General features: G+C 67.8%; 15 protein-coding genes and 3 pseudogenes. 13 read left to right on the forward strand and 5 right to left on the reverse strand.

Annotated elements, in window-relative coordinates; translation table 11 throughout:
- Positions 1–16 precede the first annotated feature (16 nt).
- Positions 17–325 carry a hypothetical protein gene (locus IG02_RS0131290; RefSeq protein WP_030755523.1) on the reverse strand — a complete coding sequence of 103 codons (309 nt, stop codon included), beginning with the start codon at positions 323–325 and terminating at the stop codon, positions 17–19.
- The gene (locus tag IG02_RS39985; RefSeq protein ID WP_078854973.1) at positions 291–578 is read right to left on the reverse strand and encodes a helix-turn-helix domain-containing protein; all 288 of its coding nucleotides are present in this window, start codon (positions 576–578) and stop codon (positions 291–293) included. The genes IG02_RS0131290 and IG02_RS39985 overlap by 35 nt, the downstream gene beginning before the upstream one ends.
- Before the next feature lie 175 nt (positions 579–753).
- On the opposite strand from IG02_RS39985, the gene IG02_RS0131300 reads away from it, so the two are divergent.
- The 4 genes and pseudogenes from IG02_RS0131300 (at position 754) to IG02_RS0131315 (ending at position 3,491) form a co-directional block, all read left to right on the forward strand.
- Positions 754–1,212 (forward strand): helix-turn-helix domain-containing protein, encoded by a 459-nt coding sequence (locus IG02_RS0131300; RefSeq protein ID WP_158712410.1) that lies wholly within the window; start codon positions 754–756, stop codon positions 1,210–1,212.
- A 432-nt stretch (positions 1,213–1,644) separates the two neighbouring features.
- Positions 1,645–3,045, forward strand: coding sequence for an integrase (locus IG02_RS0131305; protein ID WP_030755528.1), 1,401 nt, complete (start codon positions 1,645–1,647; stop codon positions 3,043–3,045).
- Positions 3,030–3,146: pseudogene (locus IG02_RS39990) on the forward strand (undecaprenyl-diphosphatase); the annotation flags it as partial. The gene IG02_RS0131305 and the pseudogene IG02_RS39990, both read left to right, overlap by 16 nt.
- 156 nt (positions 3,147–3,302) lie before the next feature.
- Positions 3,303–3,491 carry a CsbD family protein gene (locus IG02_RS0131315; RefSeq protein WP_030755534.1) on the forward strand — a complete coding sequence of 63 codons (189 nt, stop codon included), beginning with the start codon at positions 3,303–3,305 and terminating at the stop codon, positions 3,489–3,491.
- Between the two features lie 112 nt (positions 3,492–3,603).
- On the opposite strand, the gene IG02_RS0131320 is transcribed toward IG02_RS0131315, so the two are convergent.
- Positions 3,604–4,077: an ArsI/CadI family heavy metal resistance metalloenzyme gene (locus IG02_RS0131320; protein WP_030755537.1), complete on the reverse strand. Its 474-nt coding sequence runs from the start codon at positions 4,075–4,077 to the stop codon at positions 3,604–3,606.
- A gap of 82 nt (positions 4,078–4,159) precedes the next feature.
- On the opposite strand from IG02_RS0131320, the gene IG02_RS0131325 reads away from it, so the two are divergent.
- The 6 genes and pseudogenes from IG02_RS0131325 (at position 4,160) to IG02_RS42330 (ending at position 6,788) form a co-directional block, all read left to right on the forward strand.
- The gene (locus IG02_RS0131325; protein ID WP_030755540.1) at positions 4,160–4,570 is read left to right on the forward strand and encodes an ArsR/SmtB family transcription factor; all 411 of its coding nucleotides are present in this window, start codon (positions 4,160–4,162) and stop codon (positions 4,568–4,570) included.
- Positions 4,567–5,682, forward strand: coding sequence for an ACR3 family arsenite efflux transporter (gene arsB, locus IG02_RS0131330; protein ID WP_030755543.1), 1,116 nt, complete (start codon positions 4,567–4,569; stop codon positions 5,680–5,682). The genes IG02_RS0131325 and arsB overlap by 4 nt, the downstream gene beginning before the upstream one ends.
- Positions 5,675–6,130: an arsenate reductase ArsC gene (locus IG02_RS0131335; protein ID WP_037804807.1), complete on the forward strand. Its 456-nt coding sequence runs from the start codon at positions 5,675–5,677 to the stop codon at positions 6,128–6,130. Before arsB ends, IG02_RS0131335 begins: the two co-directional genes overlap by 8 nt.
- Before the next feature lie 96 nt (positions 6,131–6,226).
- Positions 6,227–6,364 (forward strand): annotated as a pseudogene (locus tag IG02_RS43200) (excalibur calcium-binding domain-containing protein); the annotation flags it as partial.
- Between the two features lie 29 nt (positions 6,365–6,393).
- Positions 6,394–6,555: pseudogene (locus IG02_RS43205) on the forward strand (hypothetical protein); the annotation flags it as partial.
- Positions 6,556–6,611: 56 nt separating this feature from the next.
- On the forward strand, positions 6,612–6,788 hold the full coding sequence (locus tag IG02_RS42330) for a hypothetical protein (RefSeq protein ID WP_199814122.1): 177 nt from the start codon (positions 6,612–6,614) through the stop codon (positions 6,786–6,788).
- Positions 6,789–6,828: 40 nt separating this feature from the next.
- Here IG02_RS42330 and IG02_RS0131355 read toward each other — a convergent pair whose 3' ends face one another.
- Positions 6,829–7,236 (reverse strand): hypothetical protein, encoded by a 408-nt coding sequence (locus tag IG02_RS0131355; RefSeq protein ID WP_030755552.1) that lies wholly within the window; start codon positions 7,234–7,236, stop codon positions 6,829–6,831.
- A 245-nt stretch (positions 7,237–7,481) separates the two neighbouring features.
- Here IG02_RS0131355 and IG02_RS0131360 point away from each other — a divergent pair, with 245 nt between their 5' ends.
- Both IG02_RS0131360 and IG02_RS41840 read left to right on the forward strand, forming a co-directional pair.
- The gene (locus tag IG02_RS0131360) at positions 7,482–8,687 is read left to right on the forward strand and encodes a hypothetical protein (protein WP_030755555.1); all 1,206 of its coding nucleotides are present in this window, start codon (positions 7,482–7,484) and stop codon (positions 8,685–8,687) included.
- Positions 8,688–8,803: 116 nt separating this feature from the next.
- Entirely contained in the window at positions 8,804–9,235 is a 432-nt protein-coding gene (locus tag IG02_RS41840) for a hypothetical protein (protein WP_158712411.1), read from the forward strand.
- Here the strand turns inward: IG02_RS41840 and IG02_RS0131365 are convergent.
- Entirely contained in the window at positions 9,154–11,556 is a 2,403-nt protein-coding gene (locus IG02_RS0131365) for an ATP-binding protein (RefSeq protein ID WP_051765961.1), read from the reverse strand. The genes IG02_RS41840 and IG02_RS0131365 overlap by 82 nt on opposite strands.
- 172 nt (positions 11,557–11,728) lie before the next feature.
- Between IG02_RS0131365 and IG02_RS0131370 the strand changes: the two genes are divergently transcribed.
- A complete protein-coding gene (locus IG02_RS0131370; RefSeq protein ID WP_051765962.1) occupies positions 11,729–14,857 on the forward strand; it encodes an AfsR/SARP family transcriptional regulator in 3,129 nt (1,042 codons plus the stop codon).
- Positions 14,858–14,859: the final 2 nt, after the last annotated feature.

The following is a 14,859-nucleotide window of genomic DNA, read 5'->3' on the forward strand; positions in this document are numbered from 1 at the left end:
GGGGCCGACAGCCGTACTAGGCGGCGGCGTTGAGCGTGGCGACGGTCACCGTCTTGCGAGGCCGGCGCTTCCTGCGCGGGCCGCTGTTGCCGTGCCGCCGTTCCCGGCTCAGCTCCGAAATCTCGGCCAGATCTGATTCGCTGAAGCGCAGCTGGCCGGCCATCCGACGGCATGGGAAGCCGTGCAGGTTGACCCCGTCGCGCAGCCACCTCTGGCCGGTCTTGTCGTCGGGATTCTCGGGATCGGACAAGCCGAGCTTGTCGGTTGCCTCCTTGAGCTTGTAGTGCTTCTCAAGGACCGGCTTCGGCTTGGTGGGGGATGCCATTACTCTCCTTCCTGGCCGGGTCCTCGTCTGGATCGAGGAGCCGACGGTCGTCGGGGGTGAGTGCGAGGGCGGCGCGTAGCGCCTTGTACGTGGGGGGCCTCAGGTGCTGCCTTGCCCCGGTTTCGATCTGCGAGAGGTACGGGCGTGCTATCCGGGCTCGGGCGGCGCACTCGGCCTGGCTGAGGCCCAGCTCCATGCGGCGGGCGCGGATTTCCGCCCCGTCCACCTGGTACGTGGTGGCTGGGGGTTCCATGGACCGAATGTAGCGGCTACCTACAGATGAATCTAGCGGCTACTAGCAAGTAACCTCTAAAAATCTCTAGTTAACGCTAGATGGCGCTAAGCGAAGCTCTACCCCAAGGTCACGTTCAGGTCATGCCCTCAAGTTCCGCTAGCGGTAGCTATAGGTAGCTGGGATGATGACCGCCATGGCCGCCCCCACAGACAGCGCCGCCTCCCAGCTCAGGCTGCTAGGCGACCTCATCAAGCAGCAGCGCCTCGCCCTCGGCTACTCCAGCAAGGAGAAAGCCGCCGACGCCTGCGGCCTCTCCCACATGACATACAGGAACGCCGAAAACGGAACCAGCGTCAGCAAGACCACCTACGCGAAGATCGAAAAGACCTTCGGGTTCCTCTCCGGCTCCTGCCGCGCCGTCCTCGACGGCGCCGACTCCATCCACCTCACCGACGGCAGTGAACTCATCCACGACGGACGGATCAGCCGGCCAGACCTCTCCACCGTGGACGCGGAGGTACAGACCGCAATCCGTGAAGCCGCGTCACTCACAACGCCTGAGCTGACGCTCGCACAGGCCACGGCATTGGCCGAGGCCGCCATCGACAGGTTGCGGGCGGCGGGCCTTCTTCCAGGCCAGCCGAAGAAGTAGAGAATCAAGTGGCGTGCCATACAACCTTTTACGTGTAACCACATCGTGACATGGGGTTTTGAAGGAAGTTCAGGCAATCGTTGTCACGCCAGTGACTAACGTGGCACGCTTTGTAACACCTGGAGGGGTTCTCCGTCAGGTCAAGGGGGACCTATGAGCAGAGCGATCGATCTGGACAAGCCGGGCCACATCGCTGCAACGTTCCTGATCCGTGGAGAGAGGGTGTGCGTCCTCACCCCAGCAGCAGCGATCGAGCCCCGCGTGCAAGCGCAGGTCCGGCGACTGCTGAAGGGGCTCGGCACAGACTGCCGCAGCTGCCGCGGCTGCCCCGTCGGCACGGCAGAGTAGGAGATCACATCGGAGGCTGGCAGACAGGGGTGCCTGCTAGCTCCACCACTGCTCAGACCCACCAGGCATCAAGGGGATACACGTATGCCCTATACCGAGAAGCGCGGCACCACATGGCGAGTCCGCTGGGACTCCGGGAAAGTGAACCCCGAGACCGGAAAGAAGATCTACGACGGCGCCTCCGGGTTCGAAACTGACCAGGAAGCCTACGAGTACGGGCTCGACCGCGAATCCGATGTACGCAACGACCGGTACATCAGCCGCCGGGACGGCTCCGTCTCCATCGAGGAATACTGCAAGACCTGGGTTAGCACCCTTGACGTCGGTCACCTGCGAGACAAGGCGATCCGCTCCATGCTGCGGCTGTACATCATCCCGCGCTGGGGCAGCACTGCGATCGGTGACGTCAAACCCTCCGCATACCGCGCCTGGAAGAAGCAACTCGCGGCCATGCCGAACGTGGGCAAGAAATACGGCGAAGAGATCCTCACCGTCTTCTCGATGCTCATGGACGACGCCGTCGACGACGAACTGCGCCCCTCTTCACCCGTCCCCAAGGGCAAGAAAGCCCGCCGCGGCCGGTACAAGAAGAAGCCCCGTGAACGCAAGCGGGAGATGCGCATCGAAGAGGTCCACCAGCTGGCCTGCAACGCGCTCACATTCTGGGGCCTCGACGGGTTTGTCTTCGTGTGGACGATGGCCACCACTGGAATGCGGCCCGCCGAGCTTTACGCGCTGCGACGGGCATACTGCCATCCGGCATGGCCGGCCTCCGACCCGCTGGACGACTCAGAGGAAGAGGACCGCGAGGAGCGGCACGCGGAAGATCTGGTGCGCTACGGCCGTGATCTGATGCCCGCTGTCCGGGTGCAGTGGCAGCATCAGCGGGAGAAGGGCGAGTTGAAGCTGTTCTCGCCGAAGTACGAGAGCAGGCGAACCCTCGTCGTGCCGCCGTTCCTGGCGGAGTTGCTGGAGCTGCTGCTGGCCAGTCACGAAGGCGAGTTCGTGTTCCGGTCGATCAATGGCGGGCTGCTGGCCAACGCCAACTTCACCTATCACTACTGGCGGCCGATCGCCGACGGCCGGAAAGCCTCCGAGGAGTTCGAGCGGACACGGCTGGGTCAGCGGCAGAAAGTGGCCTCGCGCCGTCCGCTTCCGGAGGTCCCGGCGACGGCTTACGCCGGGAAGCGGCTGTATCTGCTGCGGCACGGCCACAAGGAGTGGATCGACGAGGCGGGCGGGATGCACTCGCGGATCGCGGTGGAGTCCCGCATGGGGCATGAGGTCGCGGGCGTGGAGGGACTGTACGCGAACGTGACAACGGTGATGGAGCGGCGCATCATGGATGCGCTGCAGGAGCGCTTCGTGCGCTTCGTGCGGGAGGCGGGGGAAGAGATGGCGGGGGTATCTCCCACCTTTCTCCCAGATGATCTTGCCGGGTGGTGGAAGCGGCAGGTCACAGGGGCCAGGGAGTCCGAAGGATGACGTGGTTCATGAAATTCATCACGACGAAGAGCTTCATGCCGTTCGTGATCTACCGGATCCTCCTCGGCATCGCGCTGTTCGTGCTGGTCGGGACCGACATCCCTGGCGACGGCCCGCCGCGACGGGGGACGCACGGCGGGCCACGGCCCAGCGCCGCGGAGACGCGGGGGATCCGATACCGAATGCCGCCTGCCGGGCGTTTCACCACTGTCTGGCATAGCTTGGGTGGGTAAGTGTCCGACCAGCGAGGAGTCGTGATGCGTGAAGACGACAGCGCCATGGACAAGGCGAAGGGCAAGGCCAAGGAAGCAGCCGGGAAGCTGACCGGCGACCGGCGAACGGAAGCCGAAGGCAGGACCGACCAGGCCAAGGGAAAGACGAAGGACACCATGCGGGGCGCGAAGGAACGCGCCAAGGGCGCGAAGGACTCCCTCACCGACGACTGACAGCACTGTTTGCCACGAGCCCCTGCCTGCCGAGGTGTGACCGAGTGCCGTAGCCGGCGGGTCCGAGCACCTTGGCCGGCGGGCAGGGTGGCGACCGGCCGAGGACCGCTTCTCAGGCCCCACAGCCGACGCCGACCGCGCCGGACCCGTCGCCGCCCTCCTGCCCGCCGCGACAGCCGCCGGGGCCATGATCGGCGGCAGGGCTCTTGCCCATCTGCTCGGCGTCGGCCTTGACGGTGTAGACCTCCCACGGCTCGAGGCCGGGGCCGTGGACCCAGACCTTGTCCTGGAGCGCGTAGCAGCAGGAGGTGTCGTTCTCCTCGAAGGTGGCGAGCCCCGCGTCTTTCAGACGGTCGGCGGCCGCGAGGACCTGGTCGGTGGAGGCGACCTCGACGCCGAGGTGGTCCAGGCGGGTGTCCTGGCCGGGTTCACCCTCGATCAGGACGAGCTTGAGCGGTGGCTCGCTGATGGCGAAGTTGGCGTACCCCGGGCGGCGCTTGGCCGGCTCGACCCCGAACAGTCGAGAGTAGAACGCGACGGATACCTCAAGGTCGGCGACGTTGAGGGCAAGCTGAACGCGGGACATGAAGATCCCCTTTCGGCTTCCTTGTATCGATGCCTATCGATACAAGGTTGCAACCTGAATCGAAGAACGTCAACATAGAAGAATGTCGAAACAAGAGCTTGACGTGCTCGGCCGGGACGGAGCCGAGGGCTGCTGCCCCGGTCTGCTGACCGCCCCGCTGGACGCGGACCAGGCGGTGGAACTGGCGAAGGTGTTCAAGGCCCTGGGCGATCCGATCCGGCTACGGCTGCTTTCGATGATCGCCTCCCGGGCCGGTGGTGAGGTGTGCGTGTGCGACCTGACCCCCGCCTTCGACCTGTCCCAGCCGACAATCTCGCACCACCTGAAGCTGCTGCGGCAGGCCGGACTGATCGACTGCGAGCGCCGAGGGACGTGGGTCTACTACTGGCTGCTGCCGGAAATGACGGACAGGCTCGCCGGCATCCTGACCCGCTCCGCGGGAACACCGCTTCCCGAGCGGGCCGGGAAGACCATCACCGGGGCCGTGTCGTGACCGCCGCAGATCCGCGGACCGGGCCGGTGGCGGCCCGGCTGTCGTTCCTGGACCGGTTCCTGGCGGTGTGGATCCTGGTCGCGATGGCCGCCGGACTCGGACTGGGCCGCCTCCTCCCCGGTCTGGGGGACGCGCTGGCGAAGGTGACCGTCACCGGTGTCTCCCTGCCGATCGCGCTCGGTCTGCTGGTGATGATGTACCCGGTTCTGGCCAAGGTCCGCTACGACCGCCTGGACACCGTGACCCGCGACCGCCGCCTCCTCATCCCGTCCCTGGTCGTGAACTGGATCGTCGGGCCTGCGGTGATGTTCGCCCTGGCCTGGCTCTTCCTGCCGGACCTGCCGGAGTACCGGACGGGCCTGATCATCGTCGGTCTGGCCCGTTGCATCGCCATGGTCATCATCTGGAACGACCTCGCCCGCGGCCACCGTGAGGCCGCCGCCGTCCTGGTGGCCCTCAACAGCGTGTTCCAGGTGATCGCCTTCTCCGCGCTCGGCTGGTTCTACCTCAGCGTCCTGCCCGGCCTGCTCGGCCTGGAACAGGCCGGCCTCGATGTCGGTCCGTGGGAGATCGCCCGCAGTGTCCTGATCTTCCTGGGCATCCCGCTGCTGGCCGGGTTCCTCACTCGCCGCCTGGGCGAGAAGGCCCGGGGACGCACCTGGTACGAGACCAAGCTGATTCCGCGCATCGGTCCGTTCGCCCTCTACGGGCTGCTGTTCACGATCCTCGTGCTGTTCGCCCTGCAGGGAGAGGCGATCACCTCCCGCCCCGTCGATGCGGCGCGCATCGCGCTGCCGCTCTTGGTGTACTTCGCCGTGATGTGGGCCGGATCCATGGCCCTGGGACGCGCGGTCGGTCTGGACTACCCGCGGACGACCGCACTGGCCTTCACCGCGGCGGGCAACAACTTCGAACTCGCCATCGCCGTCGCCATCGCGGCCTTCGGCGCCTCCTCCGGGCAGGCACTGGCCGGAGTCGTCGGCCCGCTCATCGAAGTCCCCGTCCTGATCGGCCTGGTCCACGTCGCCCTGGCCACACGGCGCTTCTTCCCCTCCCCCACCGACAACACCCTTGATCCGACCGCCGCTCCGGAAGGTTCCGCTCGTGCCTGACCCCCGAAAACTCTCGGTGCTGTTCGTCTGCGTCCATAACGCGGGTCGCTCCCAGATGGCCGCCGCCTTCCTCACCCACCTCGCCGGCGACCGCGTCGAGGTCCGCTCCGCCGGATCCACCCCCGCCGACACCGTCAACCCCGCCGTGGTCGAGGCCATGGCCGAGGTCGGCATCGACATCGCCGCCGAGATCCCCAAGGTCCTCACCACCGAGGCCGTGCGAACATCCGACGTCGTCATCACGATGGGCTGCGGCGACACCTGCCCCGTCTTCCCGGGCAAGACCTACCTCGACTGGAAGCTCGACGACCCGGCCGGACAAGGAACAGCGGCGGTGCGACCGATCCGCGACGACATCCGTACCCTCGTCCAGAACCTGATCAACGAACTGCCCCCCGGTGACCGCGCGCGACCGCGACCACCGGCACCCTCCGGATCACCGAGCTGACCGCCGGGCATGCTCAAGGCAGCTTCCGGCGGCCTTGGGTACGAGGCGGCCGACAGTATGCAATCGGGCTCCTACGGCACAGAGCGCAGCCACCACCCTGGCAGTGGGGGCGGGGCGGCGTACTACGAGAACTGCGACGCGGCCCGGGCCGCCGGAGCCGCACCCCTGCGCGCCGGCGACCCGGGCTACGGCCGGCACCTCGACCGCGACGGAGACGGGGTCGGCTGCGAGTAGACGGACCCCGGTCGCCGTCGACCTGCCGGATGAAATTCATCACGGCGGAAAGCTTCATGCCGTTCGTGATCTACCGGATGCTCCTCGGCATCGTGTTGTTCACGCTGGTCACGACGGCGCACGGGGTCCCCGCACGGGCGGGCCGACCGGCGGACGACGCCCGGCGGGACGGGACGCGGCGGCGAGTGTGAGGAAGGACGCGTCCCGATCGGCTTCCCGCCACCGCCGCTGCCCCTACGGTTGTCACATGTCCTCCACATCCGCATCCGCATCCGCCCCGTCGGCCCTCAGCGCCGCGGCGGCCAATGACCGGATCCGCGCGCTCGTCGACGCGGCCGACGGAACGTGGCCCGCGGAGGCGTACGAGGTCCTGCTGCTGGAATGGGCCGCGGCCCTCCACGACGGCATGGACGAGGCCGCCTGACGCTCTCGCCCCGACCCGCCGGGCGGCCCGTACCTCGCCGTCAGCTCAGATTCAGGTCTCCCCCGATGTCGCCGGTCTGGACGACTTTCTGATGGAACTCGCCCCCGTGAATGGTGTTGCGGAGCAACCGCGGGGCGGGCGGGCTCTGCTCGATCAAGTCACGCAGCACCGTCACCGCCGCCGGATCCTCGCTCAGAAGACGACGGAACCGGGCTCGCCAGACGGCTTCGAGGTCTGCGACTGCCGCCGTGTCCGCGCCGGCCCGCGCCGCAGCCACTTCGCGGCACTCCGCCTCCAGCTCGTCCTCGACTCTGTCTTCACGAGTTCGGCCGTCCCGCCGCAGCAACGCAGCGACCCGTGATCTCACGATGTTCCATCCGTCGGTGGCCATCAGGCTCACCACGGTAGTGGCACCCGACGCGCTCAGCGCCGCCAGCTCGGCTTCCACGCAGCCCCCTCCGCTCTGTGCGTCCCCGGTATCCCACCGTAGCCGCCCATCCGTCTGCTGCACAGAACGTCGCGGGAAGCGGCACGGGGTCCACGGGCCGACGCGACGCAAGCGTCCGCCCGACAGGTCCGACCTGGGCATCAAGGTTTCTGCAAGGCGGGGGCAAGCGGTCCGTTGGCCCTCACGTGCACTCTCGCTTCAGGTCGCTTCACGCGACGCCGACACACGATCGGCAAGGGGGAGAAATGTCAGAAGCACACAGGGACCCGGCGCAATGGGTGACGTTGCCCGGGTGCAAGAAAGTGCTGTTCATCGTGCACACCGAGGTATACGGGAATCGGTTGCGGGATGTGCTGCCACTGCTGGAGTCGGATCTGCGCGTGCAGGTCAGTTTCACGGTGGCGCCGCACGCCTTCAACGACGGGGCCGGGCGGTTGGTGCGCCGCCTGGGTGGACAGGTGCTGCCCTGGTCCCGAGCGGTGCGTGAGGAGTTCGACGTGGCGCTGGCCGCAGGGGCACAGGGCATCGATCAGGTCCGGGCTCCGGTGATTCTGCTGTCCCACGGTGCTCGGCATCTGAAACTGGAACGAGCGGTGGACGGAGTGCCGCCGGGGGCGCGCTCGATCGGAGGCCTTGGTGAGCGCTATCTCATGCGTAACGGTGAGGTGATACCGGCAGCGGTCGCCTTGGCACACGACGAGGAACGGCGGGAACTGGCGTACGCGTGTCCCCAGGCCGTGCCTCGGGCAGAGGTGGTCGGGGACCCATGTCATGACCGGATCGCCGCGAGTCTGCCGCTCAGGAACCGCTACCGAAAGGCTCTGGGGCTGCGCGACGGGGAGAAGCTGGTTCTGGTGACCTCGGCGTGGGGACGGCAGTCGGTATTCGGTGGCCTGGACGGACTACTGCGCCGCCTGGTGACGGAACTTCCCCGTCGCGAATACCGGGTGGCCGTGCTCGTCCATCCCAATGTCTGGGCCTGGCACGGGAACTGGCAGGTGCAGTCCTGGCTGGCCGGCTGCCGTCAAGCGGGGGTCACTCTCCTGCCCCCCGAGCAGGAGTGGCGTCAGCCTTTGATCGCGGCCGACTGGATCGTGGGCGACTACAGTTCCGTGACGCTGTACGGCACCATGACCGGTGCCCCCATCCTGCTGTCGCGCTACCCTCGGGAGAGCGTCAACCCCGACTCCCCGGGCGCGGCTCTGGCCCGGACGGTGCCGGCTCTGTCCGCGCACCACCCGCTGGCCGACCAGTTGGCCTACGCGGCCGAAGAGTACCGGTCGGAGGACTACAAGGCGCTCGCATCCGGCATCTGCTCCGAACCCGGAGCGTTCAACCGCCGCTTCCGGCAGTTGCTCTACGGGATACTCGGGCTGGGGCAGCCTGCGCGCCGGCCGGAAACGCTCCCGCTCGCGATGCCGCCGAAGCTCACCCGGGTGGTACGCGGATGATGGCGGCCGATGTGACGGCCGTGATGGTGGAATGGGGCCCGACTGGTCCCCCAAGCGAGCCGGCCGAGCGCTGTGGATGCCGCCCGACGGCGCTGACCGCCGGACCTTACGTTGCCTTGACGCATCAATCGAGCACCCTCGCGCCGCCGCGCTGCCAGGGCCAGTTGCGGACGTCGGACGAGCATCTACGGGCCCGGCTGGGCAACGGTGCGAACCCGGCGTGGCTGCGCTGCGCCGATGTCCTCTGCGCCGACGCGGTTCTGGATGCCCCCGCCGCGCTGCGACTGCTCCGACGGACGCTGGACGAGTACCCCGGCTGTCTGCTGGCCGAGGTACGTCTCGCGGATGGCGGATGTCTCGCGCTGTGCCGGAGCGGGCGGGAGATACTCGTAAGGGGATCGATGCTCAGGACACGGCAGCATGCCCTGGTGGCCTCGCTGCTGCACGGCTGGGTCGCGTCAGGAGTTCAGCTGCCTGCCGGGGGCCCCTCCAGCCTGCTGATCCGCTCGCGCAGCCGACCGGTGTCCCTTGGGCTGATCGAACGATAGACGGCGAGCGATCGCTCGAACCACTGCCGGGCGGACGTCGCCTCGCCACGGTCCAGCTCCGACAGACCCAGCATCTCCATCGTCCGGCCCTGCCAGTGCACGGACCCGATCGACCGGAACTCCTCCAGAGCGCCCGCCAAGTGGAGTTCCGCGCAATCGAAATCCTGGCGCGCGGCGTGCGCCCGGCCGAGGAAGGCCCGGGCACGCGCCGCGTCATGACGGTCCCGGACAGCCGACAAATCGGCGTAGGCCAGGCTCAGTTGGCTGATGGCCTCATCGGTACGTCCCTCGGTCGTCGCGATGTCACCGAGGCACACTCGGCTCAGCGCCGCACCCCGCCGGTAGCCGATTGCCTGCCGCAGTACCAGCGCACGCTCGAAGAAGTCCACGGCGCGGGCCAGGCGTCCCGCCATTTGATGGGAGCGGCCGATGCCGTGCAGGGCCTGGGCTTCCACCTTCCGGTCGGCGTCACGGCGGGCCCCGTCGAGCGCCAGGGTGTACCAGCCCAGGGATTCCTCCGGGCGGCCGGCGTTCAGCAGGGCACCGCCTCCACTGGTGAGCATGCGGCCCACGCCTCTGGGAGAACCGTCGCGCCGGGCCGCCGCCAGCCCCCGCTCATGAGCCTCGATCCACACGTCGTACGGGCGCAGCCGGTGCCACAGTGGCCACAGAGCATCGGCGAGTTGCCAGACGATGGCATCCCATCCGTTCCGGTCGGCGGTGCGCAACGCCGTGACCAGTTGGAGCTGTTCACGGGCGAGCCATGACAGCGCGGTGCCCGGCCCGTCGAAAGTGCGTGCCGGCGGTGTCCCCGGAGGATAGGTGCGGGGCAGATCTCGGTGGCTGGGGGCCAGAAGGGCTTCAGCGGACGTGGCGGTCGCCAGATACCAACCGATCGCTCGTCCGACACCGTCGCGCAAGGCGTCGGGCGGGTCCTCGGCGGCCGCGTACTGAGCCGCGTGCAGGCGGACCAGGTCGTGGAAGCGGAAGAGGCCCGAGCCGAACTCCTCGATGAGGCTCACCTCGATCAGTTCCTCGACGACGTTTTCCGCCCGCGCCGCAGTCAGGTTGCAGACGGCTTCGACGATCTCTGTGCCGAACACGGTGAACGGCATCGCCCCCAATCGGCGGTAGCCACGCGCGGCGGGCGGGGAAAGCGCGGCGCAGGACGCGTCGAGAGCCGCCCGTACGGCCCCGTGGCCCTCTGCACGCAGGACGTCTAGGCGTCCGTCCTCCCTGGTGAGGGCATCCGCCAGGGAACTGATGCTCCGCCGCGGGCGGGCGGCCATCCGGGCGCCCGCCACCGACAGTGCCAGCGGCAGTCCGGCACAAAGCGAGACGATTTCACGCACTGCCTCGCTCTCTCGCCCGGCGCGGCGCTCACCAATACGGCTCGTCAGCAGTTCCCTCGCGGCAACGGGCTCCAGCAGGCCGAGTTCGTGGAACGCCGCCCCCTCTGCCAGGAGGCCGCTCAACCGCCGACGGCTGACGACGACGGCCAGGCTGCCCGGGGCGGCGGGCAGCAGCGGTCGCACCTGAGCGGCGCTGACAGCGTTGTCCAGCACCACCACGATCCGCAGATCCACGGTGAGAGACCGCCACAACGCCGCCTGTTCGGTGGGATCGGGAGGCAGATCGGTGAAGCCGTGGGCTCGCAGGAACTGGCCCAGCACCTCCTGCGCGTCGGCGGGGGTGTCCTGGGAATGGCCCCTGAGGTCCGCGTAAAGCTGTCCGTCGGGAAATTCCTCGCGGATCCGGTGCAACCAGTGTGAGACGAAGACGGTCTTGCCGACGCCGGCCGGGCCGCTGACGACGATCACTCCGGAGGGCCGCATACCGTCCAGCGCGGCAGCGTCCGCGACACGGTCGACGAAAGGTGCCGGAACCGGGGGAAGCTGTCGAGGAACAGGGAGCGCCCGGGCCGGCACCGGGCCGTGGAAATGAACTCCACCGGCGATGTCCCGGGCCTGCACGCTGTGTCCCGCGAGACGGGCATCGCCCTCGATGGTGTTGGAGTGCTCCCCCACACCGCCCCGGCCCGTGGAACCGGCGCCGCGAGAGCCCGCGTCGTCGGCCGACGGCGCGAGGCCGACGGTCCAGCCACGGAGCAGAGCGGCCAGTTCCGGCCGGTTGTCGGCTGCGTCCAGCAGGGCGACCGCCAACTCCGTTGCGCGCCGGACGTCACCCGGGGCGGCTTCCATCCTCGTCAACGCTCGCCCCACGGCGTCGTCCGGTTCGAGCGTCGAGCCCACGGCCGCGATGGCGGCCTGAGGATCGACAGCACCACTGAGCAGCGCTTCGGTCAGACGGGCGACCGCCATCCCAGCCATCCGAACCCCCGAAATCGGTCTGCCGGACATGTGTCATGGTTTGTGCTCACGTGTGCCCCTGTGACATACCCCTGATCCCGGCTCACTCATACGTCGACGCGGCGAGAAGAAGCTTTGCGTCATTCGACCCAGCCCACCTATTGCCTAAACTTGACGATATGTCATGCTCATTGGAGAGAACTTCCACCCAAGCGCCGCGGCGAGGGGAGAAGCGCTGGTGGAGTGCAGAATTCTCGGACCGATCGAAATCGGACACGATCACCGCGTCCTGGCACTCGGTGCCACCAAAGAAGCGCACCTCCTCGCGGCACTTGCCTACGATGTCGGACGGCCGGTCGGGGTGGAGACCCTCATCCGCCGCGTGTGGGACGACGAGCCACCAGGGAACCCGCTGAGCAGCATCTACGCCAACACCGCCCGATTACGTCGGCACATGGCGGAGATACAGGCCGGCCACGGGAACACTCCCTTCATCAGCCGCCGGTCACGGAGCTACACATTGGAATCGGTGCCCGAGGCCGTGGACTGGTACCGCTATCAGCGCCTGGTGACTCAGGCCGGATCGCTGGCCCAGCGACCGGAGCACACGAACGACGAACAGGCACTGGACCTCTTCCACCGGGCCGAGTCGCTGTGGCGTGGGGAGCCCCTGGCCGGTCTGGGCGGCCTGTGGGCGGAGACCGTACGCAACACTCTGTACGAGAAGCGAGCCGACGCGGTCGTGGCGAGAACAGCCGTCGAACTGCGCCGGGGCAACTACGCCGAAGTCATCGAAGAGTTGTCGGACCTGGTGAGACGCCGCCCCACCGACGAGGTACTCGTCGGCCAGCTCATGATCGCCAGTCATGGCCGCGGCCTGCACGCCGACGCACTACGCCTCTACGCGGATCTTCGCCGCCGCCTTCGCGAGGAACTCGGCTCGGACCCAGGCCCCGAACTGGCGCGCACCCACGAAATGATCCTCTCGCATGCCCCGGTCAGTGCGCTGATCAGCACAGCCCGCCGACGACGGCACTCGCCGGGCACCCCAGCACCGCACACCCTCCCCCAGCACGCGCCACTGATCGGGCGACAGCGCGAAACGCACACGTTGCTGAGCCGTCTGTCCACTGCCCGGGATTCCGATCCCACTGTCTCAGTGCAGTCCATCTCCGGTATGGCGGGGGTCGGCAAATCGCTGTTGGCCTGGACCACTGCGGAGCACCTGGCCCACCAATTCCCTGACGGCCTGGTACACGTCAACCTGAGGGGCCATGCCCCGGCCCAGACGTCGATGACGCCGTTCGAGGCGCTGACGCAACTGCTGCGCATCCTCGGAGCGCTGCCCAAGAGCCCCCCGGACTCCCTGGCCGAGCTCACCGTGTTGTGGCAGACCACGATGAGCCAACGGCGGATGGTGGTCGTACTCGACGATGCGACCAATGCCGCACAGGTACGTCCCTTGCTGCCGGGAGCGTCGCGTTCCCTGGTGCTCATCACCAGCCGCCGGCACCTCTCCGGCCTGCCGGGTAACCGTCCGCTCACCCTGGACGTGCTTCCGGCAGAGGATGCCGCCGCACTGTTCCGGGGATTGATCTCCGACAACCGTGTCGGCGACCCGGAAGAGGTCTCGACAATCGTTCGTCTCTGCGCGTCTCTGCCGCTCGCCGTGGAAATAGCGGCAAGCCGTCTGAACTCGCGGCCCGGCTGGAGTCTGGCGTATCTGATCAAACGCCTGTCCCGAGAACACGCTCGTATCGAGGAACTACACGACACCGAGCGGGAGTTGTCGGTCGTCTTCCAGGTCTCGTATGCCACGCTCACCGTGGCGGAGCGCTCCGCGTTCCGGCTGCTGAGCCTTCACCTGATGCCAGATTTCGGGCCCCACAGTTCAGCCGCCGTCATGGGCCTTTCCCTGCCGCGCATGGAACGGTTGATCGATGCCCTCACCGACACGCATCTGCTTGAGGCCCCAGCGCCGGAGCGGTACCGCTATCACGATCTCCTGCGCGCGTACGCCCTCGATCTGGTGTCCGCCGAGGAGTCGCCCGAGGAACGCGACAGCGCCGTACGACGGCTGATCGACTTCTACATCGCCGCCGTGGACGCGGCGGACCGCCTGATCCACCCCGAGCGGCCCCGGCTCGACATCGGCATCGAGCCGGCCCGCCCCGACCACTTGCCACGATGGCAGGATGCCTCCGAGGCCAAGGACTGGCTGATGGCCGAGCACCTCGGGCTGATCAACGCAGCTCATTACGCCCGCACGCACGGCCTGCCCCGTCAGGCGGCGCTCCTCGGGCACGTCATGGCCGGTTTCCTCGAAGCCAACGGCTTCTGGAACGAGGCTGAGCACATCCACCGGCACGCCGTCCACTACTGGATGGAGGCGGGCGAGCCGGCCGCCGAAGTCCGGGCCCGTATCGACCTGGGCACGGTCCACGCCCACTCCGGTCGCTACGAACAGGCCACGGCGGCGCTCGGGAGCGCGGTGACCGTGGCCGCCGAGACCGGTGACACGGCCGCCGAGTTGGAGGCCCTGCACCAGTCGGGCACCCTGGCCTGGCACCGGGGCCACCTTGACGCGGCGCTCTCGGTGCAACGCAAGGTGCTGGGCTTGCGTGAGCAGGCGGGTGACCGGCGACAGACCGCCCGCTGCATGAACAATCTGGGAATCTTCACTCTGTACATGGGCAGGTACGGAATCGCACGGATCCTCCTCGGCGAAGCCTTGCGGGAATTCCGGGCCATAGGCGACCGGATCTTCCAGAGGCGCGCATTGAACAATCTCGGGGATCTCCATGTTCGAATCGGAGAGACAGCGGCCGCGCAGAACCTTCTGCACCAGGCGCTGGATATTGATCCGGCCAATATAAACAAATCCGACCTGGCCACCATGCAAATCACGCTCGGTAGCGCAATGGACATCCCGGAACAGCTGGACGAAGCATTACACCTGTTCCGCGTCGCACTTGAATCCTCGCGGGAGCTGGGTGACGTGCGGAATCAGGTGATCTGCCTCAACGAAGCGGGAAAGGCGCTTCGTCGGGCGGGTCGCGCCGAGGATGCGGTGAGGCAGCACCTGGGGGCGTTGGACCTCGCCCGAGGCATCGGCGCCGTCATGGAAGAGGTGCAGTCACTGCTGTATCTCGGGGCGGCAGAGCACCTGATAGGATCCGCTCGTTCTTCGGTTGATCACCTGGAGACGGCCATTCGGCTCGCCCGGCGCGCCCAGTTGCCGGTCGAGGAGGCAGAGGCTGTCGCGGAGCTGGCGCGGGCCGGTCGGGAATACACTCCCGCCGCAGGCTCGTGAGG

It is taken from the genome of Streptomyces sp. NRRL F-5135 (genome assembly GCF_000719775.1).
Classification (GTDB): domain Bacteria; phylum Actinomycetota; class Actinomycetes; order Streptomycetales; family Streptomycetaceae; genus Streptomyces; species Streptomyces hebeiensis.